Below are 26,083 nucleotides of genomic sequence, written 5' to 3'. Positions count from 1 at the left end.
TGCGGTGAATCGGGTGTTCGCGTAGGGGAAGATCCCCTCTTGTTACGTACGGCCGGCGAACTCGTTCAGGTAATCGACCAGGGCTTGCACGCCCTCGATCGGCATCGCGTTGTAGATCGATGCGCGCATACCGCCCACGGACTTGTGGCCCTTGAGCTGCAGCAGGCCGCGCGCTTTTGCACCGGCCAGGAATTTGTCGTTGAGCGTTTCATCGCGCAGGTAGAACGGGACGTTCATGCGCGAGCGGCAGTCTTTCGCCACGCGGTTCTGGTAAAAATCGTCGACGTCGAGCGCGCCGTACAGCAGGTCGGCCTTGGCGATGTTGCGCTGCTCCATGGCGGCCACGCCGCCCTGGCGCAGCAGGTGCGCGAACACCAGGCCGGCGATGTAGATGCCGTAGGTCGGCGGCGTGTTGTACATCGAGTCGTGCGCGGCGACGATGCTCCAGTCGAAAGCGGACGGGCAAATCGGCAGCGCGTGCCCGAGCAGGTCGTCGCGCACGATGACCACCGTCAGGCCGGCGGGGCCGATATTCTTTTGCGCGCCGCCGAAAATGACGCCGTATTTGCTCACGTCGATCACGCGCGACAAAATGTGCGAGGACATGTCGGCCACGATCGGCGTATCGCCGGCCAGTTCGGGGACGAAGTTGTATTCGACGCCGTCGATGGTTTCGTTGGTGCACAGGTGCAGGTAGGCCGCGCCGGGGGTGAGCTTCCACTCGCTTTGCGGCGGCACCGTGGTAAAGCGCGTGCCTTCACTGCTGGCGGCCAGGTTGACCCTGGCGTAGCGCGCCGCTTCCTTGATCGACTTGCCGGACCAGGAGCCGGTCTGGACGAAGTCGATGGTCGCCGGCGCGGCTACGCGGCCAACCAGGTTCATCGGCACGATGGCGTTTTCGCCCAGGCCGCCGCCTTGCAGGAACAGGATCTTGTAGTTGGCGGGGACGTCCAGCAGCAGGCGCAGGTCGCGCACGGCCGCTTCGTAGATCGAGATGAACTCGGGGCCGCGGTGACTCATCTCCATCACCGACATGCCGCTGCCGTGCCAGTCGAGCATGTCGGCGGCGGCTTCCTGCAGCACTTCCTTGGGCAGGACGGCGGGGCCGGCGGAGAAGTTGTAGATCTGGGTCACGGAGGTCCTTGCAAGTGGGATGAACGACTATTTGGCGGTGGCGGCGGCGGCGGCTTCCTGCATGATCTTACCCATGCGCGGCATCATGATCTTTTGACTCATCTGCATGGACTCGTTCACGATCTGCGGCGTGGCGGCCAGCATCTTGGCGCCCACCGGGCTACGGTAAAACGCGGCGATCTGCTCGATTTCGGCCACCGTAAAGCGGCTCGCGTAGAGCGGCACAACTGCTTCGACCATCTCCTCGACCAGGGCGGGCTCTTCGAACACGTGCTGGAGGCGCGCGGCGACGTCCGGCACTTTCTTGGTCGCTTCGGCGATGGCCGCCTTCTTCTGCTTGGCGCTCAAGCGCGTATTGCTGTTAATGACGGCGGTCGCGTTGTCGAGAATCATCTGCGGCATGGTCGCCTTCATCTGCTCGAAGCTATCCTTGATCATCTTGCGCGTGCCCATCGATTCGAGCAGCGCGCGCGTGGCCTTGTCGGTAGCCGGGTCGATCGCGGCCGTCTGGGCAAACACTGGCGCGGCCATCAGGGCCAGCGCGGTACAACAGATGGCGGTCAGTTTTTTCATGGAAACTCTCCAAATGGAAACGTGGATGGTCAGGTCAAGCGCCAAAAAAAAGAGGGCCGGCGTCATTCTCGCACGAAGTGCGAAAACAAGACCGGCCCCATGCCGTTTTTACTCCGGCGGCGTTTCGAGGTCGACGTCTTCGAGGTCGGTTTCGACGATGCGCTGCAGGCCGCTCAACTTGGTGCCGTCTTCGACCGCGATCAGGGTCACGCCTTGCGTGGCGCGGCCCATTTCGCGGATTTCCGACACGCGGGTGCGAATCAACACGCCGCCGGTGGTGATGAGCATGATCTCATCGCTCGGCTCGACCAGGGTGGCGGCGACCACGCGGCCGTTACGTTCGCTGGTCTGGATCGCGATCATGCCCTTGGTGCCGCGCCCGTGGCGGGTGTACTCGGTGATCGGCGTACGCTTGCCGAAGCCGTTTTCGGTCGCCGTGAGCACCGACTGCTGCTCGTTTTCGGCCACCAGCAGGGCGATCACGTTCTGGCCCTCTTCCAGGTTCATGCCGCGCACGCCGCGCGCGGTACGGCCCATCGGACGCACGTCGTTCTCGTCGAAGCGTACGGCTTTGCCGGAGTCGGAGAACAGCATCACATCGTGCTCGCCGTCGGTCAGTGCGGCGCCGATCAGGAAGTCGCCGTCGTCCAGGTCGACCGCGATGATGCCGGCCTTGCGTGGATTGCTGAAGTCCTTGAGCGGCGTCTTTTTCACGGTACCGAGGCTGGTCGCCATGAACACGTAGTGGTCTTCCGGGAAGGTGCGGTTCACGCCCGACAGCGGCAGCACCACGGTGATCTTCTCGTTGTCCTGCAGCGGGAACATGTTGACGATCGGCTTACCGCGCGAGTTGCGCGAGCCTTGCGGCACTTCCCACACCTTGAGCCAGTACATGCGGCCACGGTTCGAGAAGCACAGGATGTAATCGTGCGTGTTGGCGATGAACAGCTGGTCGATCCAGTCTTCTTCCTTGGTCGCCATGGCTTGCTTGCCGCGTCCACCGCGCTTTTGCGCGCGGTATTCGGAGATCGGCTGCGACTTCATGTAACCGGTGTGCGACAGCGTCACGACCATGTCCTGCGGCGTGATCAGGTCTTCGGTTTCCAGGTCGGTCGCATTGTGCTCGATGGTCGAGCGGCGCACGTCCTTGTTGCCGACGCCGTACTCGTTCATGATCACCGTCATTTCGTCGGTGATGATGACGGTGACGCGCTCCGGCTTGGCCAGGATGTCGAGCAGGTCGGCGATGTGCGCCATGATCTCTTTGTACTCGTTGACGATCTTGTCCTGCTCCAGGCCCGTCAGGCGTTGCAGGCGCATTTGCAAAATCTCTTGCGCCTGTTCGTCGGACAGCTTGTACATGCCGTCGGGCTGCATGCCGTAGTGCTTCGGCAGGTGCTCCGGACGGAACGCTTCGACGCCACCGATGGTGGTGCCTTCGGCGGTACGCAGCAGCATTTCGCGCACCAGGGACGAATCCCAGGCGCGCGCCATCAGTTCGGTCTTGGCGATCGGTGGCGACGGCGCGGCCTTGATGATGGCGATGAAGTCGTCGATATTGGCCAGGGCGACCGCCAGGCCTTCGAGCATGTGGCCGCGTTCGCGCGCCTTGCGCAGTTCGAACACGGTGCGGCGCGTGACCACTTCGCGGCGGTGCGACAGGAAGCACTGCAGCATCTGCTTGAGGTTCAGCAGTTTCGGCTGGCCGTTGACCAGCGCGACCATGTTCATGCCGAAGGTATCCTGCAACTGGGTCTGCTTGTACAGGTTGTTGAGGACCACTTCCGGCACTTCGCCGCGTTTCAGTTCGATGACCACGCGCATGCCCGACTTATCGGACTCGTCGCGGATGTCGGAAATGCCTTCGAGCTTCTTGTCGCGCACGTTCTCGGCGATGCGCTCGAGCAGGGACTTTTTATTCACCTGGTACGGCAGCTCGTCGACGATGATCGCGATGCGCCCGCCATCCTTGCCGTATTCCTCGAAGTGGGTCTTGGCGCGCATGACCACGCGGCCACGGCCGGTGCGGTAGCCGTCGCGCACGCCCGAGACGCCGTAGATGATGCCGGCGGTCGGGAAGTCCGGCGCCGGAATGATCTCGATCAGCTCGTCGATGGTGCAGTCGGGATTGCGCAGCACGTGCAGGGCGCCGTTGACGATCTCGGTCAGGTTGTGCGGCGGGATGTTGGTGGCCATGCCGACCGCGATGCCGGACGAACCGTTGATCAGCAAATTGGGAATCCGGGTCGGCAGCACCGTCGGTTCTTTTTCCTTGCCATCATAGTTGGGCTGGAAGTCGACCGTGTCCTTGTCGATATCGGCCAGGATCTCGCCGGCGATCTTGTCGAGGCGGCACTCGGTGTAACGCATGGCCGCGGCGCTGTCGCCGTCGACCGAACCGAAATTGCCCTGGCCATCGATCAAGGTGTAGCGCAAGGAGAAATCCTGGGCCATGCGCACCAGCGTGTCGTAGATCGACGCGTCGCCGTGCGGGTGGTACTTACCCATGGTTTCGCCGACCACGCGCGCGCACTTGACGTACGGGCGGTTGTACACGTTGTTCATTTCGTGCATGGCGAACAAGACGCGGCGGTGCACCGGCTTCAAGCCGTCGCGCACATCCGGCAAGGCACGGCCGACGATCACGCTCATCGCGTAATCGAGGTAGCTCTTGCGCATCTCTTCTTCGAGGGAAATAGGGATTGTTTCTTTTGCGAATTGATCCATTGGCGGGACTGATCTCAGGCTGTGGTTATATTAGCTGTACGCAAATTGCTGGAACATCGACACCGGCTGCTCTGCGCAATGTGCGACGTCCCCTGCTGCATGTTCGATGCCGCCAGTGCGACAGGTGCACAACGATGGTGCGCCCACCGACTTAGCTACAGACAAGCGTGGGATTTTAGCATGCGCGGTATGGCAGTTGCGCAAATCCTAAATGTAAGGCAATGGAACAAGGCTGATCGAAATCATAAAAACGTTCATATTTTGTCAACCCGATGATGACAAGCCAGACACGATGTTGCACGAATACAACATGATGCAGCCCATTGCGGCACGAAAGTTTTAACAGCCTTCGTGCTAATTAAGCGCATGTGGCAGAATGACCCAGAAGTTAATTGCCTGTTTCATAAGCTGTCACGAAACTGTCACGGGTAATGGCTGGGGCAAGCTGTTACTATCTTGTCCACGCTCGAAAAGTTGCGCAGCTATAAAGCTGCGGATATCACCCCCGAAAGGAAGAAAAACTATGAAAAAACTCGTCTCGCTCATGCTCGCCGCCTCCGCGATCGCAGGCAGCGCACTGGCACAACAGTCGCCACCGTTCGCACCTGTGACCACCGACATCATGGCACCGAAACCAAACAGCGCCTATGTCCAGGATGCCCGTGGCGTGATCGCGCGCGATCCTTTCGGCCTGTGCTGGCGTACCGGCTACTGGACCCCGGCCGATGCCGTCCCAGGTTGCGACCTGCCCCTGTGCGTCGAGCCAGCGAAACTGGAAAACGGCAAATGCGTCACGCCGCCAGTAGCAGCGATTGTGCAGCCACCGATCACCCCGGACGCAAAGCCAGCACAGCCTGCAGGTCCAGTCGTGACGTCGGAAAAAGTGAGTTTCTCCGCTGACGCGCTGTTCGACTTCGACAAGTCGGTCCTGAAAGCGGAAGGCAAGAGCAAGCTGGACGACCTGGGCTCGAAACTGCAAGGCGTGAACCTGGAAGTCATCATCGCCGTCGGCCACACCGACTCGGTCGGTACCGATGCCTACAACCAGAAGCTGTCGATCCGCCGCGCCGAAGCTGTCAAGGCTTACCTGCAAGCCAAAGGCATCGAAGCGAACCGCATCTACACCGAAGGCAAGGGCGAAACGCAGCCAGTGGCAGACAACAAGTCCGCTGAAGGCCGCGCCAAGAACCGCCGCGTTGAAGTGGAAGTCGTCGGCACCCGCGCCAAGTAAGCTGCGCGCCTGACAGCTTGTCCTGCACGGCCGTTCGGTCGGGCCGGCAAGCTGACTGGGACGACGATTCGCATCGTCAAATGAACACCCCTCGCGCAGGGGTGTTTTTTTGCCTGCTGCCATCGTCAGCCCTGCGCGCTGCGCACAGCCAGTCCTTCCGCCAGCAGCGCCTGTTGCACCGCCGCGCGCGCCGCCACCCGCGCCATGTAGGCCTGCAATGCCGGCACGGCGTCGAGGCCGATGCCGAAGTCGCTGGCCCAGCGGGTCACGGCGAACAAATACGCATCCGCCACCGAGAATTGCGGCCCCAGGATAAAGGCGCGGCCATCGGCCAGCAGGCTGTCGAGGTAGCCCAGTTTTGCGATCACCGGGCGCTGTGCATCGGCGCGGCTGGCGCCCTCGGCCAGGTAAAACAACGGCGTATACGCCTTGGCATAATCGGACGACACATAGTTCAATATTTCGTGCAAGCGGGCGCGCTCCAGCGTGCCCTTGGCCGGCGCCAGCGCCGGCGCGTGCCGCTCGGCCAGGTACTGCAGCACCGCCACACCCTCGGTCAACACCACCCCCTCGCCGATGTCGATGGCCGGCACGCCGCCCTTGGGGTTGATGGCATAGTAATCGGCGCCGTCGGGCAACTGATGGCGGCGCAGGTCGACCTTGATCAATTGGTGCGGCACACCCGCTTCGCACAAGACGATATGCGGCGCCAGCGAGCAAGCGCCGGGGGAATAGTACAGCTTCATCAGGACAATCCTTTCGGTGGAGAAGAAGGTCCGTATAATAGCGGCCATGGTTACCAAAGGATACCTGGTAACCCAGGGTCAGAAGAATAATCCGGTTTCCGTTTGGTAACTAAGTCACCGCACGGTAAGTCATTGATGGGAGCGGCATTCGGAATGGCCTTAAAGATGCGCAAGAGTAAAGTCGCCATGCCGATACCACGCTGCGCGGTGGGTACCTGCATGTGGCTGCTGGGCGGCGCCTGGACCCCGACCCTGCTGTGGAACCTCAGCGGCGGCGCGCGCCGCTTCGGCGAACTGCGCGCCGACATTCCCGGCATTTCCGCCAAGGTCTTGTCGGGCCGGCTGAAAGACCTGGAAGAGAAAGGCGTCATCATCCGCACGCTGATGGCCACCTCGCCGCCCTCGGCCGAATATGGCCTGTCCGTGCTGGGGCGGGAACTGCTTCCGGCCATCAACGAAATCGCCCGTATCGGCGAACGGCTCAAGGTGGAGCAAGACAGCGGCAAGATCAGCATCGACGCGAGCGGCGCCGGGACGGATCGGGACTGAGGGCGGCGACCGGGTTTTTTTATGCATGCGTCCGTCGCATTCCCCGATTTCCCGCTATTATTCCGCGTATGAATGCCGACCCTCTAGAAATCCAGAAATTTAGCGAACTTGCCCACCGCTGGTGGGACCCGACGTCCGAGTTCAAGCCCCTGCACGAAATCAACCCGCTGCGCCTCGAATGGATCAACGCGCGCGCCGCGCTGTCCGGCAAGAAAGTGATCGACATCGGCTGCGGCGGCGGCATCCTGACCGAATCGATGGCGCGCAAAGGCGCCGACGCCACCGGCATCGACCTGTCCGACAAGGCGCTCAAGGTAGCCGACCTGCACAGCCTGGAGTCCGGCGTGCAAGTGCGCTACGAACTGATTGCCGCCGAAGACATGGCCGCGCGCGAAGCCGGGCAATACGACGTGGTGACCTGCATGGAAATGCTCGAGCACGTTCCCGATCCGGGCGCCATCGTGAAAGCTGCCGCGACCCTGGTCAAGCCGGGCGGGCACGTGTTTTTCTCGACCATCAACCGCAATCCCAAAGCCTATTTATACGCCGTGGTCGGCGCCGAATACCTGCTGCGCATGCTGCCCAAGGGCACCCATGACTACGGCAAATTCATCACCCCGTCGGAACTGGCGCAATTCGCGCGTGAAGCCGGACTCCAGGTAGACGGCCTCAAGGGCATGACCTACAATCCGCTGACCAAGATCTACTCCCTGAACCAGGACACCAGCGTCAACTACCTGGTTGCCTGCAGCCGTCCCCTGTAAAGTCCCACTCGACCGCCGAGCCGCCGCCATGACCTTCCCTTCCTCCCCAGCGGCGCCGCGCGCCGTCCTGTTCGACCTTGACGGCACCCTGGCCGACACCGCCCCCGACCTGGCTGCGGCGGTCAACCGCCTGCGCGCCGACCGAGGCCTGGAGCCGACCCCGTACGCGCTGTTGCGCCCGACCGCCTCGGCCGGCGCGCGCGGCATGATCGGCGCCGCGTTTGGCCTTGCGCCCGGCGACGCCGGCTACGAAGCGTTGCGGGTGAAATGGTTCGACTACTACCAGGCCGACATGGCATCGCACAGCACCCTGTTCGGCGGCGTGCCGGAACTGCTCGCCGGCATCAGCGAAGCAGGCATAGCGTGGGGCATCGTCACCAACAAACCGGCGCGCTTCACCGACCCCTTGATTCCCCTGATCGGCCTCGAGCACGCCGGCTGCATCGTTTCCGGCGACACCACCGCGCACGCCAAGCCGCATCCGGCGCCGCTGTTCGAAGGCGCGCGCCGGCTCGGCATTGCGGCCGAGCAGTGCTGGTATGTGGGCGACGACCTGCGCGACATCGAAGCCGGGCGCGCGGCCGGCATGATCACCGTGGCCTGTGCCTGGGGCTATTGCGGCGCGGTCGAACCGACCCAATGGGGCGCCGACTACCTGCTCGACACGCCGCAGGACCTGCTGGAATTGCTGCGCACGACGGTCGGTGCGACCACCCCGGCGGCGCTGGTGGCGTAAAGCGCGACGGCCGGCTCAGGCTCACTATCGCGCCCTGGCGGGCGCCGTCGCACGCCGCCAACGACAAAACGCCTGGCCCCGCTTTTTCAAGCGTCGGCCAGGCGTTGTTGATTCGACGAGAGACGATGCGCCTTTTACTGGCGCATGGTCCGGCGTTGATCGATCAGCTCAGGGTCCAGTTGTATTCGACTTTGGTCCAGGTGCTGTCAGGACGGCCGTCTTTGCTGCCCGGCTTGAATTTGCAGGCGCTGATGGCGCTCATCGCGGCTTTGTCCAGACTCTTGAAACCGCTGGTCTTGTCCAGTTTCGCTTCCAGCACTTTGCCTTCGGCCGACACCAGGAAAGCCATGCTGACGACGCCCTGCTCTTCGTTCATCAACGATGCTTTAGGATAGTCGGCCTTGCAGCTTTTGGCGTCGAACACCGCTGGTACGTCAGCTGCGAATGCCACGTTGGCGGTCGCTGCCACGATCAGTGCTGCGCAAAGGCGGAAGGTCGTCTTGGTCATCATGATGCTGTTCTCCTGGAGATCGGTTAGAGGGTTTGACTGGACTGCGAAGTCATCGTCACAGCCAAGAGAATAGCTGTAAAAGTGCCATGTGGCAATTAATTTGATGCATTTGAGAAATTTTGTTTTCTTTTGTGGTCATTTTTTGACACCTTGACCACGATGTTTTGCTTGACACGAGAGTGGCACAGTGTTGTGGATTTGAGGTACAATGGCTGTTCTGTGGGGGCGACCTGGTTTCGACGTGGGTTGCAAAGCAGCGCAGGGCATACCGAGGGCGGGCTACCTCGTAAATACAACCTGAAAAACTTAACTGCAAACGATAACTCGTACGCACTCGCAGCTTAATTGCTGCTAGCTCTAGAACACCTCGTCCCTGGGGTGGGCCGTCAAAAGCTCTAGAGTCATTTACAGGGACTCGTCTTGAACTGGGTTACTTAGTTCCGGACTAAATAATAGGTAACTCGCTTGTACACAGCGTGCACGTCCGCGTTGTACCGGTTAAATTAAATGGCAGTGCTAAGTATGTAGAACTGTCTGTAGAGTGCTTGCGGACGCGGGTTCGATTCCCGCCGCCTCCACCATAGCATCCTAAAAACCGCCCACTGGGCGGTTTTTTTTCGTTTGCGCTAACGGGCGGCGGGAATCGAAGCCGCGGGCGTCGGGGGCGGAATCGGGAATTCGTCGGGCATGCCCGACGCCGATGGAGCGACTCGCGCTTGCAAGCGCGAGGCTACTATCCGGGAATTCGCCGGGCATGCCCGGCGCCCACGAAGCGACTTGCGCTTGCAAGCGCAAGGCTCTCCGATTCCCTGACCAGAGGGAAATCGCTGCGCGATTTCTTGCCTTTCGCCTCTGCACTTAAAAAACCGCCCTCGGCGGTTTTTTCTTCTCTGCATCATTCACAAAAGAAACCTAAGCTCAAGCGGCCAGCGAGAATCGCATCCCGGCGCCTTCAGCCATCGCCGCAGCGTACGCCTGAAAAAAATCAGTAGTAACTAACGCTCAAATTCGCCCCCGCATACCCTGCCTGCGCAAACACGCCTACATAAAACGCCCCTGGCGGCACAGCGCCGAACTGCAGCGCCTCGGTATTACCGACTGTACTCGTACGCCCATCGAAGGTACTCAAGGTCGGCAGTCCCGCATACCGCACATACAGATCGGCATTCCCGCTGGCTGGCGTACTTTGCGAACTCAAAGCGACGCGCAACCCGCTGGTATTGGCCGGTACCGTCACCTTAAAATAGCGCCAATAACCGGTCTGCGCCGACATATTCGTCGCCATCTGGTTGTTGCCAATCGGAACGATGACGGGCATCGTATCAGCAGCATAATCGCGCACCCTCACGTCCCCCGTCGCCTGGGGCGTATTAAAGCCACGCACATCTCCCCACAGCACTGAATAGCTACCGCTTGGATCCGAACACAAGGCATTCGTGGTTACGTTCTGCAAACCGGGCGACACCACCAACTCCGCTAGAAAATTCCCGTTGGCCCCATCAACCTGACGGGACTTGATGTAACGCAGGCCCCCAATGACTTCCGCCCAGGTGACCGCATAACTATTGTTAGCGAACAGGGCCGAACCAGTCTGGGCATCGTACGACGCTGTCTCGGAGACGACGACAGGCCCAGGGGCACGCGCGCCATTTCGATAGAATAACTGGGCGTAGACCTTGTGCTTGTTCACATCCTCCGTCGGCGCGCTCCATGTCACCACATAGTTACCGCTTTCATTCATCGACAGCCTGCCGCCCATATGCGAGCGGGTCACATCCACATTCACGCGCGAGGGCTTCTCATAGCGGTCGTTGGCGTAATCGAAACGGCTCTGCCAGAGATCGAAGCGCACGCCGGTGTCCACGGAAGCGTACGTAATCACTTGGTTGCCCCCCGCATCGATCGCCAGATTTTGCAGTCTCAGTTCCACACCGGAGGCAATGATCGTCTGATACGTCTGCGACTCCCCCGCTGCGGAAAAGCGTCGTGCGTAAAGTACATTAGGAAACTTCTCCCAGGTGTACCACGCCACGGTAAAGCTGCCATCGGGCGCCATAGCGATATCGCCGTAGACCTGGCTCGGTGCGGGAGCCGTGTTCACCTGCACCGCAGGGACGACGATGTTGCCAGCGCGGTTGTAGACGGTCGCATAGAGATTCGCGGTACTGTCGCTGATCACTTTTCGCAACACAACAAAGCCACCGACCTTATTGCTGGCAACTGCGAGCACGTCGGCGTCGAGCCGCATGTCCGCCACGGGTCCGATCTGATTGCGATTCGCATCGACCCGGTTCAGCATGAGCGTGAAATTGTCTTCCCCGAGGCTCCACAGCACCAGGCGGTCGCCGTTGGGGGCTTTGTTACAGTAGACCATGTTGCGCCCGGTCGATGGATAGGAAGTGAGCGCATATTCGCTACCCAAGGCGCCGGCGACGGCGCTGGTAGCGTGCAGGGACAACGCTGCTGAAAGGACGAACCCGGTGAGGGAAACCGGCGACAAACGGAGAAGCATCATGAGACCCTTGGTAAATTGATGAGCGTGCGACGGGGCGGAAGCGCACGCTTCCGTGTCCCATCTACACGTTGCATTTGAGCATTTCCAGTCTACTGAGCGCTCTCAACTTTGTCGAGAAAGCAATCTTACATTTAGATAATTCGTTGCTGAAGGGCACAAAAAAGCCGCAACCGAGCGCTGTGGACAGCTTGCGATGCACTGCGATCCGATGGCAATGCTGCCCTGCGCAGACGGGCGGGATTCGGCGCACGGAGAGCGCGCCATACAGGCCGGAGCGTCAGCCGCCAGGCAGTTTCTCAAGGATTTCCACATCATAGGAAGCCTGTTCGAGCGGCCTGCTCAACGGCGAGTCCTGGATTTCAAACGCGGGGGACTGGAACTGCGAATCAGGGAAGTGCGGCTGACTCGTGTGATAAATCAGCCACTGCTTCGGATAGTCCTGCGAACGCGCCATTTTAGAACCGGAGCCAGTCACGCTCATGATGTCCGGATTCACGCCGCGCCCGCATGAGGAGATTCCCGAGTCGACCACAAACGTATCGCCGGCCTTCACCGTCCCCTTGAACATCCGGTCGACCCGAAATTTGGCGCGCTCGAATGTCATCTTGAAATCCGGATGAGGCGGCCTGGCCTCATGCATCATTTTCACGTCGATCACGCTAGCTGCCACGACAAACTGCGCGCCATCAAAATTGGACTTCACCCGGCGCGGCGTTTCAGCCCACAACTTGGCTTCCAGGGGCTGACAAGCCATCGCGCCGGAGGCGGCAAACTGGGCGGCAAGCAAACAGGCTACAACGGTGCGCATCGACGGCGGCTCCATCAAGACATTCAGTAACAGGCGACCTGGTGCTGCGCCCCGAAAACGCCAGCATCATCGCGCTTGACGTTGGTGCGACATATGTCACATAATGGTGGCACTCGTCGCACACATAAAAAATCCCATGGCCATCCCCTCCATCTCCGAACTGATCGTCCTCAAATCGCTGTGGCGGCAGCAGCCCCTGAGCGCGCGCGAAATCCACCAGCAGGTTGAAGCCGAACTTGGCTGGTCGTACTCCTCCACGCGCAAGACCCTCGAACGCATGCTGGAAAAGGGTTCCATCACCCAATCCACCTTGCATGGCGTGCAGGTGTATCAAGCCGTCCTGGAAAAAATTGGCACCCTCGCCTCCTTCGCGCACGACTTCGGCAAGCGCGTGATGGAGATGGACGCGCCCTTGCCGGTCACGATGTTTACCGGCAGCAAGCTCGTCGATGACGCCGAGCTGACCCGGCTCGAGCAACTGCTCACCGACTGGCCCGACGACAACGGTGACGAGCAATGAGCCCGGCCGACCTGTTGATATCGCGCTTCCTGCTGGCCAGCGGCGGTTGCCTGGCCGCCGGCTTGGCCGTGTGGGCCGTCACCGCGCTGTGCCGGCGCAGCCTGCCCGATTTCGCCGCGCAGCGCTCTCTGTGGCTGCTGAGCCAGATCACGATCGTGGCGGCCTTCCTGGTGATCTTGCTACCGCACAGCGAACGCCTGCGCATCATCCCGCAGATCGACCTGGAGCCTGCGAGGCAAGCGAGCGTGCCCACCCCAGCCACCACAGCCGCAGCCGCGCCAGGGGCCGGCACACCGGCCAACCCACCCATCCAGGCGCGCGACAAACCCTGGCTTGCCAGCGGCGCACAAGCCTGGCTGCTGATCTACCTGCTCGGCCTGGGCTATTCGATCACCAAGCTGGTGCGTGCCCGGCGCATGCTCAACGGCCTGGCCGCGACCGGATCGCGCATGACCAGCCCGCACCCGCACGACGGCTTTGCCGGTCCCGCGCAAGCGGCAGGCACGCCGGACGTGATTGAAGTCGACGCCCCCATCTCGCCCATGCTGTTCGGCCTCCTCAAGCCGCGCCTGCTGCTGCCGCGCCACCTGCGCAGCCTGGCGCCGGTGCAGCAGGAATTGATCGTGGCCCACGAACTGACCCACCTGCGGCGCCACGACCTACAATGGATGAGCGCCGGCGTGCTGCTCCAGACCCTGCTCTGGTTCAACCCCTTCATGCGGCTGCTGCGGGTCAACCTGTCCTGGGCGCAGGAACTCGGCTGCGATCGCGATGTTTTGCGCGGTCGTCCCCAGGTCCAGCGCAAGGCCTACGCGGCGGCATTGGTGGCGCAACTGCGCCTGCAGCACCACACAGTCGCGACAGCGCTGGCCTTCGGCGGCGTCAGCGAGCGCAGCGTGGCGGCGCGCATCGCGCTGATCCGCGAACCGGCCAGCGCGCCGCGCACCCCGTGGGCACGCTGCGCCGCGCTCGCCAGTCTCGCAGGCATCGTGCTGGGCAGCCTTGCCTTCCAGCCCGCATTGGCCTGGCGAATCGACGCCGCCCCGCACGCGGCACAGAACGCATCGCCGGCGCCGGCCAGCGCCAGCGCATCATCCGTCTTGCTGAGCTGCACGGAAATGATCGACGCCGCCAGCGGCCAGCGGCTGGTGCACGAAGGCCAGTGCGACGAGCGCGTCACGCCGGCGTCGACCTTCAACATTGTCGTCAGCCTGATGGGCTACGACAGCGGCTTCCTGCGCGACGAACACGCCCCGGTACTGGCGTTCAAGGAAGGCTATGCCGACTGGATCGATTCCTGGCGCGCGAGCACCGACCCGACCAGCTGGATGCGCAATTCCACCGTGTGGTACGCCCAGCAAGTCACCGCTCACCTTGGCGCGGCACAACTTCAGCGCTATATCAATGGCTTCGACTACGGTAACCGCAACGTACTGGGCGACGCCGGCAAGGACAAGGTCCTCCCGCTTTCCTGGATCAGTTCGACCCTGGCAATTTCACCTGTCGAACAGGTTGCCTTCCTGCGCAAAATAGTCAACCGCGAGCTCGGGCTGACGCCGGCGGCGTACGACATGACCGCCCGCATCACCAGGCTCGACAACCTGCAAAACGGCTGGGAAATCCACGGCAAAACCGGCACCTCGGCGCCAGTCACCGTTGCCGGTCCCGATGATCCCAAGCACGAATACGGCTGGTTTGTTGGCTGGGCAAGCAAGGGCGGCCGCACCGTGATCTTCGCGCGCCTGGTGCTCGATCCACGCCAGGAAGGGCAGGCGGCCGGCACCAGGACCAAAAAATCATTCCTGCGCGAGCTGCCTGCCCGCCTGGACGCGCTCAAGTAAACCCACCTCACCAAGGAGACAACATGAAACACCTGCTCATTGCCACGCTGCTGGCCGCCCTGCCGCTCACGCCAGCGCTTGGCGCCGACTGGAACGACCCGCAAGAACCGTTCGCCCTGTTCGGCAACACCTACTACGTCGGCGTGCGCGGCCTGAGCGCGGTCCTGATCACCTCCCCTGCCGGGCACATCCTGATCGACGGCGGCAGTCCGGAATCAGCAGTCCAGATCGTGCGGCACATCGGCCAACTGGGCTTCAAGATCGGGGACGTGAAGTACATCCTCAATTCGCACGAGCACTTCGACCACGCCGGCGGCATTGCCGAACTGCAGCGCCTGTCGGGCGCCACCGTGCTGGCCAGCGTGCACGGCGAGCAAGTCCTGCGCACCGGCGCCACCAGCAAGGGCGACCCGCAATACACCAACCTGCCGCCGACCACGGCCACCGTGGCCAACACACGCGCCGTCAAGGATGGCGAGATCATCAAGCTCGGCCCCTTGTCGGTCACCGCGCACTACACGCCGGGCCACGCGCAGGGCGGCACCAGCTGGACCTGGCGCTCGTCCGAGGGCGGCAAGACGGCCGCCATGGTGTATGCCGACAGCCTGAATGCGTTCAGCGCCGGCCCGTTTCGCTACAGCGCCAACACCACCTACCCGCAAGTGCGCGCCGAGCTCGAAAAATCGATCGCCACCGTCGCCGCGTTCGATTGCGACGTGCTGGTTTCGGCCCATCCGGAGGGGAGCGACCTGTGGGAGCGCCTGGCCCGACAGCCGACACTGGGCAACGCCGCCTTTATCGACCGCAACGCCTGCCGAGACTACGCCAACGCTGCGCGCGACAGGCTGGCACGCAAGCTGGCCGCCGAAGCGGCCCAACAGTAAACACCCTTTGCATCGACCACCGCCATCAGAAAAGGAAGCACCGCTGTGTCCACTTCGCCGAAAAGATTTACCAGCCACATCGCCTTGGCCCTCATCGCGGCATGCTGCGCGCCCCTGTCCAGCCGGGCTGCCGACGACAGCGCGCGCCTGCGCGCCATTGTCGACAAGGCCATCGCCCCCATCATGACCGAGCATGACGTACCGGGCATGGCGGTGGCCGTGACGGTGGGCGGCAAGGCCTATTTCTTCAACTACGGCCTGGCGTCGGTCAAGGACCAGACCCCGGTGAGCGAGGCGACCCTGTTCGAACTGGGCTCCATCAGCAAGACGCTGACGGCGACCCTGGCCTCGTACGCGCAGGCGAGCGGCAAGCTGTCGCTGGACGCGCACCCGAGCGCCTACATGGTGCAACTGAAAGGCAGCGGCATCGACAAGGCGAGCGTGCTCAACCTGGGAACCTACACCGCCGGCGGCTTGCCGCTGCAGTTTCCTGAAGCGTTAAGCGACGACCAGATGGCCGACTATTTCCGGCAATGGACGCCGGCGAGCGCCCCCGGCACGCAACGCCGCTATTCCAATCCGAGTCTTGGCCTGTTCGGGCATGTGACGGCATTGGCGCTCAAGCGCGATTTTACCGAGGCGATGGAGCAACTGTTGGCGCAACTGGGACTGACAAACAGCTACCTGCGCGTGCCGTCCAGCGCCATGGCCAAGCAGGCGTGGGGCTACGACGAGAACAACCAGGCGCGCCGCATGGACCCGGGCGTACTGGCGCCGCAAGCTTACGGCGTGCATTCGGGCAGCGCCGACATGATCCGCTTCATGCAGGTCAACATCGCACCGGGCCAGCTGGACGAGCCGGTGCGACGCGCGGTGCAAGGCACCCATGTCGGCTACTTCCAGGTGGGCGCGATGGTGCAGGGGCTCGGCTGGGAGCAATATCCCTGGCCTGTCAGCCTCAAGCAACTGCAGGCCGGCAACTCGCGCGGCATGATCACGCAAGCGAACGCGGCCAAGCGCATCAGCGCCCCCAAGGCGCCATCCGCGCCGACGCTGTTCAACAAGACCGGTTCGACGGGCGGATTCGGTAACTACGCGGCATTCGTGCCGGCGAAGAACATCGCCGTCGTGATTCTGGCGAACAAAAATTATCCGATTCCGGACCGCGTCAAAGCGGGCCACGCGATCCTGGAGCAACTTGCGCCATAATGCGTGGATAGCAGGCCATCATTTCACGGAACGCCATGCAAGCTGCGCTGATTGCCAAGGCCCTGGCGTCAAAAACGCCGACGATGCGCGCGAATGCGGCAACGCCTGGCCCCTGGACCCCAGCGTTGCCCCCATGTTAAGTAAGCTGCTGCTGGAGCCCTGGCACTTTTCACACGAAGAAATGGTGTTCGATCTTGCCGAGCTGGCGCACCCGCACACCGTCACGCCGATATTCCAGGCCGCCAATACCTATCTCGACTATCTGGTGAACTCCGACAACCAGCATTCGTTTCAGCGCAAGTGCGCCTACGCCCTGGCCGCCATCGGCACCATCGGTTCGCGTCTTGCGCTGGAAGAACTTGCAGAGAGCACGGATCAGATGCTCAGGAAATACGCCCGGGAATGCTTGCGGCGCTGGGAGTTGCGCACCGATTTTGCCGAGCGCATCGGCGCCAGCTAAATCAGGGTCACGGCCGGACCTGTCGCGTCGCCGCAGTCAATACCAGGAAATCCACCAGATCATGCGTGGGAATGGCTTTTAGCGGCGTCCGGACCAGGCGAGTCCTGTTGCCAGCACTGCAATACATGCAAGGCGCTGGCGGCATGGCTCCCCCAATGAATGATGAATTTTTCGCGCCACTGAAACACAGCGGCATCGGGATTGCCGCCATCGAGCAAGTTGAGGCCGTGCTTCAGGTCACGCCATATGTCGGCCAGGTCATCGGCCAGGTCGCCAATCATCATCTCGCTGCACACAACATCGAGCGCATTGGCGCTCTGTGAGTAGTAATTGAGCGGAAGCGCCCCAAACCGCGCGAACATCGCTTGCCATGCTGCATGCGACACCTGCGCTGCCTCATCGCCCCAATCGCAATCGCGCTGCGGCAGATCGAGCGCTTGCGCATACAGCCGCGCCAGGTGACGGCGGGCGATCGGCACCTGCGCCTCGCCCGGCTGCAAATCGCCTTCGGCCCACTGGCAAAAATCCCGGGCCGATTGCACGAAAATTGTCGTGTTGTCCATCCTAACCCTGTTCAAGCAGCCATGTGAGATGGCAACGGCGCGTGACATGCCCGGTCGCAGCGGGGACACTGAAAATCCGTCATGGCGTGACCTCGGCCCGCGTAGCGAGAACCAGCGCCTCGATAGCCGCCCGCAACGGCCCGGCCAGCGCCGGATCGGCCGCGATGTGCGCTGCATCGAATCCCCGGTTGGCAACCGCAATCACCGGCGAGGCCGCCGCAATCACCGTCCACCCCATCGTCGTCAGGATTTCCGCCAACGCGGCATGCGCATGCACCGCCCGCGCCGACGTATTCATCAGCGCCACCGGCTTGCTGCCCAACTCAGCGCAGCCAACCAGCCAGTCCAGCGCATTCTTGAACGCACCGGGCACGCCGTGCGCGTACTCCGGACTGGCCACGATGATGCCATCGGCCGCGCTCAGCATGCCACGCAGCTCGCGCACCACTGGCGGTGGCGCGGTCTCGATATCGGGATTGAAAAACGGCAACTGGTCCACGCCCTCGTACAGCACAATCCGCACGCCGGCGGGCGCCAGCGCGACTGCGGCGCGCAGCAGCATCGTATTGGCCGAGTCCCGGCGCAAGCTGCCTGAAATGGCGAGCAGAGTAGTCATCCGTGGAACGTTGTTGATGAGAAAAACACCATCGTAACAGAGCCGGCCGGCCGCGAGCCGCCATGCGCGTCAGCGCTGAGCGCGTTTAGGTAAGCGCCGCCAGCGACGCGCAAAGCCGTTGATGCGTCAACGGCTTTGTCGTTGGTATGGTCCAAACTCAGGAAGAAGGACCGCGATCGGCCGTGGCCGGATCAATTGACAGCAGCTTGAGCATGGCTTTGTTGAAAGCTGGCAAGTCATCCGGCTTGCGGCTGGTGATCAGGCGGCCGTCGATGACCACTTCCTCATCGGTCCACTCGGCGCCGGCGTTGCGCAGGTCGTTCTGCAGGCTCGGCCAGCTGGTCATGTGCTTCGCCTTGGCGACGCCGGCGTCGATCAGGGTCCAGGGACCATGGCAGATGGCGGCAATCGGCTTTTCTTCGGCGCCGAAGGCGCGGATGAAATCGATCGACGCCTTGTCGAGGCGCAAGGCGTCCGGATTGGAGACGCCACCCGGCAACAGCAGCGCGTCGAACTCGCGCGGCGAGGCCTGCGCAATGTGCAGCTCGACCTCGAAACTGTCGCCCTTGTCGGCATGGTTAAAGCCCTGCACCTTGTCCCCCTTGGCCTTGGGCGAAATCAAGGTTACCGTCGCGCCGTGTTCCTCAAGGAAACTACGCGGCGAGGTATATTCGATTTGCTCGACGCCATCGGTCATCAGTACCGCCACACGCTTGCCCTTGAGGGCCTGGCCATTGTTTTGTTCCATGTGAACTCCTTTGCACTATTAATTTATAGTTAATATTGAAGGAGGATTGTAAAAGCCCTTGCGCAACCGTGTCGCCCGCTTCGACATGAGGGGACCTCGAAAAACCTACTGCGCGGCGTCATTTTCGCCCTGCGATGCTCACCGTACCTTCGTACGGCTGCGCTTCTCGGGCGAAACTGAAGCCGCTCGCTACGGTTTTTCGAGGCCCCCATTACAGCCCGCCGAGCACCCGCAAGCGCGTGCGCAGCCGGCTCACCTCGTCGGCCAGGTCGAGCACGAGGGCGGCGATTTCTTCGTTGGCGTCAAGATCGCGCTCCAGGCTCACCAGGCGCCGCGCGCGCTGCAAGTCGCCGCTGCGAAAGCGCCACTGCGCACGGGCTGGCTCGTCAATGCCCAGGGCGATGATGTCGTCCGCGCCCAGCAAGCCGTCGCACACATGGCGCACCACCCAGTCCGGTTCGACGCCGCAGGTGCGCGCCAGTTCGTGCAGGTCGAGCGCCGCGTCGTCGAGCAGCACGCCCACGATGGTGGTCGTTTCCATGTGTTAGGCCCCCGCCTGCGCGCGCGGATTAAACGCCATCTCGCGCGCCATGGTGCGATACAGTTCGCGCGCCCGGTCGCTGGTGGCCGGCGGCAGCACCACCTCGAGAATGAGATACAGGTCGCCCGCCGGATTGCCCGGAATGCCGCGTCCCTTCAGCCGGAGCTTGCGCCCCGTCTGCGAGCCGGCCGGCACGCTCACCTCGACCTGGCCGGACGGCGTCGGCACATGGATGGTGGCCCCAAGCGCGGCCTCCCACGGCGCCACCGGCACGCCGGTGTACACGTGGCGGCCCTCGACCCGGTAGCGCGGATCGGGATGGAACTGAATTTCCAGGAACAGGTCGCCCGCATCCGCGCCGCCGCTGCCCGGATGGCCCTGGCCCGCCAGGCGCAGTTGCTGGCCCGGCAGCACGCCCTTGGGAATGTTGACATGGACGGTGCGTTCGCGCGTCACCACCCTGCCCTGCGCATCATGTTGGGGCACGCGCAGGGTCACCGCGCGGGTGGAGCCGTGATAGGCGTCGGTCAGGTCGATGGCGATGGCCGCGTGGATATCGTCCCCGCGCGCCTGGAAGCCTTGTGCGCCGGGACGCACACGGCGGCCCACGTGGGCGAACAGGTCGGAAAAGAAATCGCTGGAACCGGCCGCGCCGTCGTTGTCGAAGCCGGAGCCCCAGTCGGGCGGCGGGTGGAATTGCTCACCGGCACGGCGGTTGCGGCCAAGCGCGTCGTAGGCGGCGCGCTTGTCGGCGTCGCCCAGCACGCCGTAAGCCTCGTTCACTTCCTTGGTCATGTGGTCGGCGTCGGGCGCGTGGCTCACGTCGGGATGGTATTTACGTACCAGCTTGCGGTACGCCTTCTTGATGTCCTCGGCGGTGGCGCCTTTGTCGATACCGAGGGTCTTGTAGTAGTCCTTGTATTCCACGGGCGGCGCTCCAGGATCGGTTTTGATTATCCTACAACGCGGCCGAAGGACGCAGCGCACGCTTGCCTTGTGTATTTACCAAGCGATTGACCAAGCTGTTTACCGGACGCGGCGCACCGACGAAATCATGTTGCCCATAGGACCGAGACGCTCGTAACGGCCCGGCCCGTAAGTCATGCAGCGCCCGCCGAAATCGGCGTGCTTGCAGAACTCCCAGCGGCCGCGATGCACGATCAGGGCGTCGGCGCGGTCGTTGAAACCGACGTCGGTCAGGTCGCGCGTATCGTCGCGCAGCACCAGGCGCTGGCCCGAAAAGCCGCTCGACGAAAACAGCTCCACATCGCCATCGCGCTGGCCGCCGCCGTCATCGTCGACCAGGCGCGCCGACGACACCCGCCCGCGCAGGCCGCGTCCCAGGTCCTCGTAACTGCCCGGCGCGAAGATGCGGCAGGTACCGCGAAAGCCGGCATCGCTGCACAACTGCCAGTTGCCTTCGATGACCTGGGCGCTGGCGGCGCTGTCGTTGAAATTGATCTCGTCGAAATCGTCGGCGTCGCGCCGCAGGCGCTTGGCGTCGCCGTCCAGGCCACGCTCCGAAAACAGCGTCATCATCCCGCGCTTGCCGTCGCGCGGGCGGGGGCCGCCATGTCCGCGTTCGGGCATGATCTCGCGCGCCGACGAAATGCGGTCGTTGAAGCGCTCCAGGGTCGGATACTCGCCCTGCCCGTACACCGCGCAGCGCCCTTCGAAGCCGACATCCTCGCACAGCTCCCAGCGCCCGGAGCGCACGATCATGCTCGAGGCGCGGTCATTGAAGCCGGTGTCGACCAGGTTGGGAGTGGTGGCGCGCACGGTCATCTCGCGGCCATCGAAACCATCGCGCGAAAACAGGGTCAGTTCGCCGGCGTGGGCAAAAGCGGTGGCGCCGAGCAGCAGCGCGAGTGCGAAGGGAGTTTTGAGCATGGGATGGTCCTCGATATGCAATGCCCCGATTGTGGACCATCCCGCGCCCGCAGCGCCAGTGGCCAGGCACTGAGATGTGTAACAAGTCTTTACGCGGCTCTGGTTAAAGCAACACCCGCCGACCCTGCACGCCATTAGCCGGTAAAATCACTGTTTGCTTCCACCGCCGCTCCCATGTCCGCCATTCTCACCCAGCCCGCCCCCATCCGCACCGAAGTTGCCGCCATGTGGCGCCTGTCCTGGCCCGTGCTGGTCGGCCAGTTGGCCAGCGTGGGCATGGGCGTGGCCGACGTGGCGATGACGGGCCACGTCAGCGCCAGCGAACTGGCCGCCGTGTCGCTCGGCGCGTCGGTCTGGTCGATCATCCTGGTGACCGTGATGGGCACCATGATGGCGATTAACACCGTGGTCGCGCACGAAACCGGGGCCGGGCAGTTCGGCCGCATTCCGCACGTGGTGCGCCAGGGGCTGTGGATGGGCCTTGGCGTGGGCCTGGTGGCCTGCCTGGCGGCCAACCTGTCGACGCTCGTGTTCGACCATATCGGCTTGACGCCGGACGTCGCCGCCAACGCCTCCATGTTCGTCCATGCGATCAGCATCGGCATGCCGGCCTTTGCCTGCTACCGCGCGCTGTACGGCTACACCGCCAGCATCAACCAGACCAAGCCCGTGATGGTGATCGCCGTTTGCGGGCTGCTGTTTAACATCTTCGTTAACTGGCTGCTGGTGTTCGGGAACTGGGGCATGCCCAAGCTGGGCGGAGTTGGCTGCGCGGTGGCCACCGGGATCTGCCTGTGGCTCATGCTCGGCGCCATGCTGGCCTGGATCCGCATCGCCCCGGCCTACCGCCAGACCTACCCGTTCACCCAATGGGAATGGCCCAACTGGCCGGAAATCGGCAGCATGCTGCGCCTTGGCCTGCCGATCGGCGTGACCTACCTGGCCGAAGTGAGCGCCTTCGGCGCGGTCAGCCTGATGATCGCGCGCTTTGGCGTGGTGCAGGTCTCGGCCAGCCAGATCGCCCTCAATTTTTCATCGCTGGTGTTCATGGTGCCGCTCAGTTTCGGCATTGGCCTCATGACCCGCGTCGGCCATGCGCTCGGCGAAGGCAACGCGGTGCGGGCGCGCTTCGTGGCCTGGGTTGGCGTGGGCATGTCGCTCGCCTTTGCGCTGCTGTCGGCGGCGCTGATCGCCGTGTTCCGCTGGGAGATCGCGCGCGCCTATACGTCCGACCCGGCGGTGCAGGAACTGTGCGCGCACCTGCTGCTGTTCGCGGCGCTGTTCCAGTTGTCCGACGCCACCCAGGTTGCCACCTCGAGCGCCATCCGCGGCTACAAGGTCACGCGCCAGCCGATGCAGATCCAGCTGCTCGCCTTCTGGGGCTTCGCCATGCCGCTCGGGTATGTACTTGGCCTCGCGCCTGAGTGGTTCGCCTGGTCGCCGGCAGCGCCGATGGGCGCCGCCGGCTTCTGGATCGGACTGGTACTGGGCCTGACCGTGGCGGCGGTGCTGCTCACGTGGTCTTTACAGCACCTGTCACGCACCCGCGCGCAGGCCTGAGCGGGTGCGATCGGGGCCGGCGCCGGGGGTGCCCACGGGTGCGGAACTCTGGTATTGTCCTCAGTTCTCCACATCCACCTTACCCGAGACATCCATGCGATTTCTTCTCTGTTTTTTAGCCGCATTGTCCAGCGTTCCCGCATCCGCCGAACGCCTGACACTGGACCGCATCCACGCCGACCCGGCGCTGGCGGGACCGGGCGTGCGCAACCTGCGCGTGTCGCCCGACGGCGCGCGCGTGACCTACCTGCGCGGGCGCCAGGACAACCAGTTCCAGCTCGACCTGTGGGAATTCAACATGAAGGACAAGACCTCGAAGCGCCTGGTCGACTCCAAACTGCTGGTTCCGAACGAGACCATCTCGCCCGAAGAACAGGCCAGGCGCGAGCGCGCGCGCACCGCCAGCCTGACCGGCATCCTCAATTACAGCTGGTCGCCGGACGGCAAGCAGTTGCTGGTGCCGATCGGCGGCGACTTGTACCTGGTCGACGCGGCCAAGCCGCAGGCCGCGCGCAAGGTCGCCTCGGGCAATGTGGCCGATCCGAAGATTTCGCCCAAGGGCCGTTATGTCTCGTTCGTGCGCAAGCAGAACCTGTACGTGATCGACCTGGTCTCGGGCGCTGAAAAACAGCTCACCAGCGACGGCGCCGGCACCATCTTCAACGGCGAAGCCGAATTCGTGGCACAGGAAGAAATGGGCCAGCGCACCGGCTACTACTGGGCGCCGGACGATTCGGCCATCGCCTACAAACGCTACGACGAGTCGCCGGTGCCGGTGGTGCGCCGCTTCGAGATTTTTGCCGACCGCACCGACGTCGTCGAACAGCGCTACCCTGCCGCCGGCGACGCCAACGTGCTGGTCGAGCTGATGATCGTCTCGCCAACCACCGGCGCGCAGCGCAAGGTCGACCTGGGTCCGGACCGCGACGTGTACCTGGTGCGCGCCGACTGGAGCGCCAACAGCAAGCAGCTGCTGTACCAACTGCAGTCGCGCGACCAGAAGCGCCTCGACCTGATCTCGGTCGATGCCGCCACCCTGGCGCAGCGCACCCTCTTGACCGAAACATCGAAGACCTGGGTCAGCATCCATGACGACCTGCGCTTCCTCTCCAAGCGCAATGCCTTCCTGTGGGCGTCCGAGCGCAGCGGGCGCAATCACCTGTATTTGTACGACCTCGATGGCAAGCTGCTGCACCCGGTATCGGGCGGCGAATGGGGCATCGACAATGTGCTGGCGGTGGACGAAAAGGCCGGCCGCGTGTACGTCGCCTCGAACCGCGACGCGGTGATCGACAAGCAGACCTACGCCCTGGCGCTCGACGGCAGCGGGGCCGACAAGCCGGTGCGCATCACCAAGGGCGACGGCTGGCACGAAGCGGCGTTCTCGCGCAACGGCGAAGTGTTCGTCGACACCTTCTCCGACCCGTCGACCCCGCCGCAGATTTCGATCCGCCGGCCGGACGGTTCGATGGTCGGCTGGCTCGAACAGAACGAGCTCAATGGCGCGCACCCGTATGCCAAATACAAAGCCGACCACCTGGCCACCGAATACGGCACCATCAAGGCCAACGACGGCCAGACCTTGTACTACTCGATGATCAAGCCGTCGGACTTCAGCGCCGCGAAAAAGTACCCTGTGTACCTGTCGACATATGGCGGGCCGCATTCGCAGCACGTCTCGCGCAAGTGGGGCAACTACTTCGACCAGTACATGGCGCAGCAGGGCTTCGTGGTATTCCGCCTCGATAACCGCGGCTCGTACCGGCGCGAGCGCGCCTTCACCGACGCGATCTACAATGGCCTGGGCAAGCACGAAGTCGAAGATCAGCTGACCGGCATCGACTGGCTGGGCAAGCAGGGTTTCGTGGACCCCAAACGGATCGGCGTATTCGGCTGGAGCTACGGCGGCTACATGACACTGCGCCTGCTGGCGGCCGCGTCCGACAAAATAGCGATGGGCGTCTCGGTCGCGCCGGTGACTGACTGGGCGCTGTACGACACCCACTACACCGAGCGTTACGTGGGCGGCACGCCGAAGGGGCAGCCGGACGCGTACAAGGCCAGCGGCGTGTTCGCGCACCTGGACGGCTTGAAGTCCCCGCTGCTGCTGGTGCACGGCATGGCCGACGATAACGTCCTGTTCACCAACACCACGCGCCTGATCGATGGCCTGGTCAACCGCAACGTGCGTTTCGACCTGATGACCTACCCGGGCGCCAAGCACGGGATTTCATCGCGGCCGGGGCAGCGCCACGTGTATGGCACCATCGAAGCGTTCTTCAAGAAGAACCTGGCCGACGCGCCGAAGTAAGCGTAAGCGGCGCAAAGCGCTGGACGAAAAAAAACAGCCGCGAGATCCGCGGCTGTTTTCATATGAAGCGAACCAATTAGTTGGTCGCATCCTTGACGGCTTCTTTGAGGTCGCCGATTTTTTCCTGGGTTTTGCCTTCGATCTGGTTTTCCAGGCCTTTAGCTTGCTGTTCGGTGCTACCGACCAGTTTGCCAGCTTCTTCCTGAATTTTGCCGCCGATGTCTTGCAGTTTGCCGTTGACTTGATCTTTGTTCATGGTAAGGCTCCTTGAAGTGCTCATGGCCAAGAGTGGCGATGTAGTGAAGCCATCTTACTGCTGAGTTCAAAACAGATCAGTTCGTTTCCGCACATAAGACAAGAATTAATTTCCAAGCAAAAAATTCCACATTTCCCCGGCACCATCGCTTCCCAACCGGGGTCTGACCTCTGATTAGCAATAAAAAGGTTTTGAGTCGGAACTCTGCCGCCGGCCAGGAAACTTTTCATCATCGAACACCAGCTGAAACCGCAGATTTGCTGCCCACCTGCATGGAAAACCCGAACTGAAGCGGTAAACGACACCGGGGTGGGGCCCCAGCGGAGCCATATTTGGAATCGGCGGGCCGCCCCCCGGGGGGGGGGGGGGCCGCGCGGGGGCCCCGGGGGG

25 protein-coding genes and 1 other RNA gene are annotated in these 26,083 nt (G+C 62.9%); 12 read left to right on the top strand and 14 right to left on the bottom strand.

Translation table 11 applies throughout. From position 1 onward, the window contains the following. Nucleotides 1–42 precede the first annotated feature (42 nt). The 3 genes from serC to gyrA form a co-directional block, all read right to left on the bottom strand. Complete coding sequence (gene serC / locus F0185_RS22425; protein ID WP_167228253.1) at nt 43–1,134, bottom strand: 3-phosphoserine/phosphohydroxythreonine transaminase; 1,092 nt, start codon at nt 1,132–1,134, stop codon at nt 43–45. A gap of 27 nt (nt 1,135–1,161) precedes the next feature. Beyond that, a complete protein-coding gene (locus tag F0185_RS22420; protein ID WP_167228251.1) occupies nt 1,162–1,707 on the bottom strand; it encodes a DUF2059 domain-containing protein in 546 nt (181 codons plus the stop codon). A 108-nt stretch (nt 1,708–1,815) separates the two neighbouring features. Beyond that, nucleotides 1,816–4,434: a DNA gyrase subunit A gene (gene gyrA / locus F0185_RS22415; RefSeq protein ID WP_166890404.1), complete on the bottom strand. Its 2,619-nt coding sequence runs from the start codon at nt 4,432–4,434 to the stop codon at nt 1,816–1,818. A gap of 523 nt (nt 4,435–4,957) precedes the next feature. Between gyrA and ompA the strand changes: the two genes are divergently transcribed. After that, the gene (ompA, locus tag F0185_RS22410) at nt 4,958–5,665 is read left to right on the top strand and encodes an outer membrane protein OmpA (protein ID WP_167228250.1); all 708 of its coding nucleotides are present in this window, start codon (nt 4,958–4,960) and stop codon (nt 5,663–5,665) included. 125 nt (nt 5,666–5,790) lie between these two features. Here the strand turns inward: ompA and F0185_RS22405 are convergent, their stop codons facing one another. Next, nucleotides 5,791–6,411, bottom strand: a complete 621-nt coding sequence (locus F0185_RS22405; RefSeq protein ID WP_167228248.1) for a glutathione S-transferase C-terminal domain-containing protein — start codon at nt 6,409–6,411, stop codon at nt 5,791–5,793. Nucleotides 6,412–6,576: 165 nt separating this feature from the next. Between F0185_RS22405 and F0185_RS22400 the strand changes: the two genes are divergently transcribed. From F0185_RS22400 to F0185_RS22390, 3 genes are all read left to right on the top strand, one after another. Further along, the gene (locus F0185_RS22400; RefSeq protein ID WP_229477141.1) at nt 6,577–6,960 is read left to right on the top strand and encodes a winged helix-turn-helix transcriptional regulator; all 384 of its coding nucleotides are present in this window, start codon (nt 6,577–6,579) and stop codon (nt 6,958–6,960) included. 68 nt (nt 6,961–7,028) lie between these two features. Beyond that, complete coding sequence (ubiG, locus tag F0185_RS22395) at nt 7,029–7,724, top strand: bifunctional 2-polyprenyl-6-hydroxyphenol methylase/3-demethylubiquinol 3-O-methyltransferase UbiG (RefSeq protein ID WP_167228244.1); 696 nt, start codon at nt 7,029–7,031, stop codon at nt 7,722–7,724. 28 nt (nt 7,725–7,752) lie between these two features. After that, nucleotides 7,753–8,460, top strand: a complete 708-nt coding sequence (locus F0185_RS22390; RefSeq protein ID WP_167228242.1) for an HAD family hydrolase — start codon at nt 7,753–7,755, stop codon at nt 8,458–8,460. A gap of 163 nt (nt 8,461–8,623) precedes the next feature. Here the strand turns inward: F0185_RS22390 and F0185_RS22385 are convergent, their stop codons facing one another. Next, nucleotides 8,624–8,968: an energy transducer TonB gene (locus F0185_RS22385; protein ID WP_167077029.1), complete on the bottom strand. Its 345-nt coding sequence runs from the start codon at nt 8,966–8,968 to the stop codon at nt 8,624–8,626. Between the two features lie 224 nt (nt 8,969–9,192). On the opposite strand from F0185_RS22385, the gene ssrA reads away from it, so the two are divergent. Then, nucleotides 9,193–9,552: a transfer-messenger RNA gene (gene ssrA / locus F0185_RS22380) on the top strand. Between the two features lie 404 nt (nt 9,553–9,956). On the opposite strand, the gene F0185_RS22375 is transcribed toward ssrA, so the two are convergent. Both F0185_RS22375 and F0185_RS22370 read right to left on the bottom strand, forming a co-directional pair. Then, nucleotides 9,957–11,486, bottom strand: coding sequence for a PPC domain-containing protein (locus tag F0185_RS22375; RefSeq protein WP_167228240.1), 1,530 nt, complete (start codon nt 11,484–11,486; stop codon nt 9,957–9,959). A gap of 277 nt (nt 11,487–11,763) precedes the next feature. Beyond that, complete coding sequence (locus F0185_RS22370; RefSeq protein ID WP_167228238.1) at nt 11,764–12,294, bottom strand: hypothetical protein; 531 nt, start codon at nt 12,292–12,294, stop codon at nt 11,764–11,766. A 136-nt stretch (nt 12,295–12,430) separates the two neighbouring features. Here F0185_RS22370 and F0185_RS22365 point away from each other — a divergent pair, with 136 nt between their 5' ends. The 5 genes from F0185_RS22365 (at nt 12,431) to F0185_RS22345 (ending at nt 17,208) form a co-directional block, all read left to right on the top strand. Next, complete coding sequence (locus F0185_RS22365) at nt 12,431–12,814, top strand: BlaI/MecI/CopY family transcriptional regulator (RefSeq protein WP_187362614.1); 384 nt, start codon at nt 12,431–12,433, stop codon at nt 12,812–12,814. Then, a complete protein-coding gene (gene blaOXA, locus F0185_RS22360) occupies nt 12,811–14,655 on the top strand; it encodes a class D beta-lactamase (protein WP_167228236.1) in 1,845 nt (614 codons plus the stop codon). The genes F0185_RS22365 and blaOXA overlap by 4 nt, the downstream gene beginning before the upstream one ends. 23 nt (nt 14,656–14,678) lie before the next feature. Then, nucleotides 14,679–15,539, top strand: a complete 861-nt coding sequence (bla, locus tag F0185_RS22355) for a subclass B3 metallo-beta-lactamase (RefSeq protein WP_167228234.1) — start codon at nt 14,679–14,681, stop codon at nt 15,537–15,539. A 78-nt stretch (nt 15,540–15,617) separates the two neighbouring features. Beyond that, entirely contained in the window at nt 15,618–16,748 is a 1,131-nt protein-coding gene (gene ampC, locus F0185_RS22350) for a class C beta-lactamase (protein WP_370664055.1), read from the top strand. Beyond that, a complete protein-coding gene (locus tag F0185_RS22345; protein WP_167228230.1) occupies nt 16,738–17,208 on the top strand; it encodes a hypothetical protein in 471 nt (156 codons plus the stop codon). The genes ampC and F0185_RS22345 overlap by 11 nt, the downstream gene beginning before the upstream one ends. A gap of 59 nt (nt 17,209–17,267) precedes the next feature. On the opposite strand, the gene F0185_RS22340 is transcribed toward F0185_RS22345, so the two are convergent. From F0185_RS22340 to F0185_RS22315, 6 genes are all read right to left on the bottom strand, one after another. Beyond that, complete coding sequence (locus tag F0185_RS22340; protein WP_167228228.1) at nt 17,268–17,819, bottom strand: DUF5063 domain-containing protein; 552 nt, start codon at nt 17,817–17,819, stop codon at nt 17,268–17,270. Nucleotides 17,820–17,850: 31 nt separating this feature from the next. Next, nucleotides 17,851–18,387, bottom strand: coding sequence for an NADPH-dependent FMN reductase (locus F0185_RS22335; RefSeq protein ID WP_167228226.1), 537 nt, complete (start codon nt 18,385–18,387; stop codon nt 17,851–17,853). A 157-nt stretch (nt 18,388–18,544) separates the two neighbouring features. Continuing rightward, on the bottom strand, nt 18,545–19,135 hold the full coding sequence (locus F0185_RS22330) for a type 1 glutamine amidotransferase domain-containing protein (protein ID WP_167228224.1): 591 nt from the start codon (nt 19,133–19,135) through the stop codon (nt 18,545–18,547). Nucleotides 19,136–19,346: 211 nt separating this feature from the next. Beyond that, the gene (locus F0185_RS22325; protein WP_167228222.1) at nt 19,347–19,676 is read right to left on the bottom strand and encodes a chaperone modulator CbpM; all 330 of its coding nucleotides are present in this window, start codon (nt 19,674–19,676) and stop codon (nt 19,347–19,349) included. 3 nt (nt 19,677–19,679) lie between these two features. Further along, on the bottom strand, nt 19,680–20,603 hold the full coding sequence (locus F0185_RS22320; protein WP_167228220.1) for a DnaJ C-terminal domain-containing protein: 924 nt from the start codon (nt 20,601–20,603) through the stop codon (nt 19,680–19,682). A gap of 99 nt (nt 20,604–20,702) precedes the next feature. Continuing rightward, a complete protein-coding gene (locus tag F0185_RS22315) occupies nt 20,703–21,566 on the bottom strand; it encodes a beta/gamma crystallin family protein (RefSeq protein ID WP_167228218.1) in 864 nt (287 codons plus the stop codon). Nucleotides 21,567–21,740: 174 nt separating this feature from the next. Between F0185_RS22315 and F0185_RS22310 the strand changes: the two genes are divergently transcribed. Both F0185_RS22310 and F0185_RS22305 read left to right on the top strand, forming a co-directional pair. Further along, on the top strand, nt 21,741–23,126 hold the full coding sequence (locus F0185_RS22310) for an MATE family efflux transporter (RefSeq protein WP_167228216.1): 1,386 nt from the start codon (nt 21,741–21,743) through the stop codon (nt 23,124–23,126). 94 nt (nt 23,127–23,220) lie between these two features. After that, nucleotides 23,221–25,437 (top strand): S9 family peptidase, encoded by a 2,217-nt coding sequence (locus tag F0185_RS22305; RefSeq protein ID WP_167228214.1) that lies wholly within the window; start codon nt 23,221–23,223, stop codon nt 25,435–25,437. Nucleotides 25,438–25,513: 76 nt separating this feature from the next. Here the strand turns inward: F0185_RS22305 and F0185_RS22300 are convergent, their stop codons facing one another. Beyond that, nucleotides 25,514–25,693: a CsbD family protein gene (locus F0185_RS22300; RefSeq protein ID WP_166896229.1), complete on the bottom strand. Its 180-nt coding sequence runs from the start codon at nt 25,691–25,693 to the stop codon at nt 25,514–25,516. Nucleotides 25,694–26,083: the final 390 nt, after the last annotated feature.

Origin of the sequence: Massilia rubra, from assembly GCF_011682065.1 — a bacterium.
In the GTDB taxonomy this organism is placed as follows: Bacteria; Pseudomonadota; Gammaproteobacteria; order Burkholderiales; family Burkholderiaceae_D; genus Telluria_A; species Telluria_A rubra.
This window is presented reverse-complemented; position numbering and strand designations above follow the sequence as displayed.

What these genes read in the sequence shown, in the direction of transcription:
- F0185_RS22365 (WP_187362614.1), top strand. Translation starts at nt 12,431, where the DNA reads ATGGCCATCCCCTCCATCTCCGAACTGATCGTCCTCAAATCGCTGTGG.
- F0185_RS22385 (WP_167077029.1), bottom strand. Translation starts at nt 8,968, where the DNA reads ATGACCAAGACGACCTTCCGCCTTTGCGCAGCACTGATCGTGGCAGCG.
- F0185_RS22305 (WP_167228214.1), top strand. Translation starts at nt 23,221, where the DNA reads ATGCGATTTCTTCTCTGTTTTTTAGCCGCATTGTCCAGCGTTCCCGCA.
- F0185_RS22300 (WP_166896229.1), bottom strand. Translation starts at nt 25,693, where the DNA reads ATGAACAAAGATCAAGTCAACGGCAAACTGCAAGACATCGGCGGCAAA.
- F0185_RS22340 (WP_167228228.1), bottom strand. Translation starts at nt 17,819, where the DNA reads ATGTCACGCGCCGTTGCCATCTCACATGGCTGCTTGAACAGGGTTAGG.
- bla (WP_167228234.1), top strand. Translation starts at nt 14,679, where the DNA reads ATGAAACACCTGCTCATTGCCACGCTGCTGGCCGCCCTGCCGCTCACG.
- F0185_RS22375 (WP_167228240.1), bottom strand. Translation starts at nt 11,486, where the DNA reads ATGATGCTTCTCCGTTTGTCGCCGGTTTCCCTCACCGGGTTCGTCCTT.
- F0185_RS22330 (WP_167228224.1), bottom strand. Translation starts at nt 19,135, where the DNA reads ATGGAACAAAACAATGGCCAGGCCCTCAAGGGCAAGCGTGTGGCGGTA.
- ubiG (WP_167228244.1), top strand. Translation starts at nt 7,029, where the DNA reads ATGAATGCCGACCCTCTAGAAATCCAGAAATTTAGCGAACTTGCCCAC.
- F0185_RS22405 (WP_167228248.1), bottom strand. Translation starts at nt 6,411, where the DNA reads ATGAAGCTGTACTATTCCCCCGGCGCTTGCTCGCTGGCGCCGCATATC.
- F0185_RS22390 (WP_167228242.1), top strand. Translation starts at nt 7,753, where the DNA reads ATGACCTTCCCTTCCTCCCCAGCGGCGCCGCGCGCCGTCCTGTTCGAC.
- F0185_RS22310 (WP_167228216.1), top strand. Translation starts at nt 21,741, where the DNA reads ATGTCCGCCATTCTCACCCAGCCCGCCCCCATCCGCACCGAAGTTGCC.
- F0185_RS22325 (WP_167228222.1), bottom strand. Translation starts at nt 19,676, where the DNA reads ATGGAAACGACCACCATCGTGGGCGTGCTGCTCGACGACGCGGCGCTC.
- F0185_RS22335 (WP_167228226.1), bottom strand. Translation starts at nt 18,387, where the DNA reads ATGACTACTCTGCTCGCCATTTCAGGCAGCTTGCGCCGGGACTCGGCC.
- F0185_RS22370 (WP_167228238.1), bottom strand. Translation starts at nt 12,294, where the DNA reads ATGCGCACCGTTGTAGCCTGTTTGCTTGCCGCCCAGTTTGCCGCCTCC.
- F0185_RS22315 (WP_167228218.1), bottom strand. Translation starts at nt 21,566, where the DNA reads ATGCTCAAAACTCCCTTCGCACTCGCGCTGCTGCTCGGCGCCACCGCT.
- ompA (WP_167228250.1), top strand. Translation starts at nt 4,958, where the DNA reads ATGAAAAAACTCGTCTCGCTCATGCTCGCCGCCTCCGCGATCGCAGGC.
- blaOXA (WP_167228236.1), top strand. Translation starts at nt 12,811, where the DNA reads ATGAGCCCGGCCGACCTGTTGATATCGCGCTTCCTGCTGGCCAGCGGC.
- F0185_RS22420 (WP_167228251.1), bottom strand. Translation starts at nt 1,707, where the DNA reads ATGAAAAAACTGACCGCCATCTGTTGTACCGCGCTGGCCCTGATGGCC.
- gyrA (WP_166890404.1), bottom strand. Translation starts at nt 4,434, where the DNA reads ATGGATCAATTCGCAAAAGAAACAATCCCTATTTCCCTCGAAGAAGAG.
- F0185_RS22400 (WP_229477141.1), top strand. Translation starts at nt 6,577, where the DNA reads ATGCGCAAGAGTAAAGTCGCCATGCCGATACCACGCTGCGCGGTGGGT.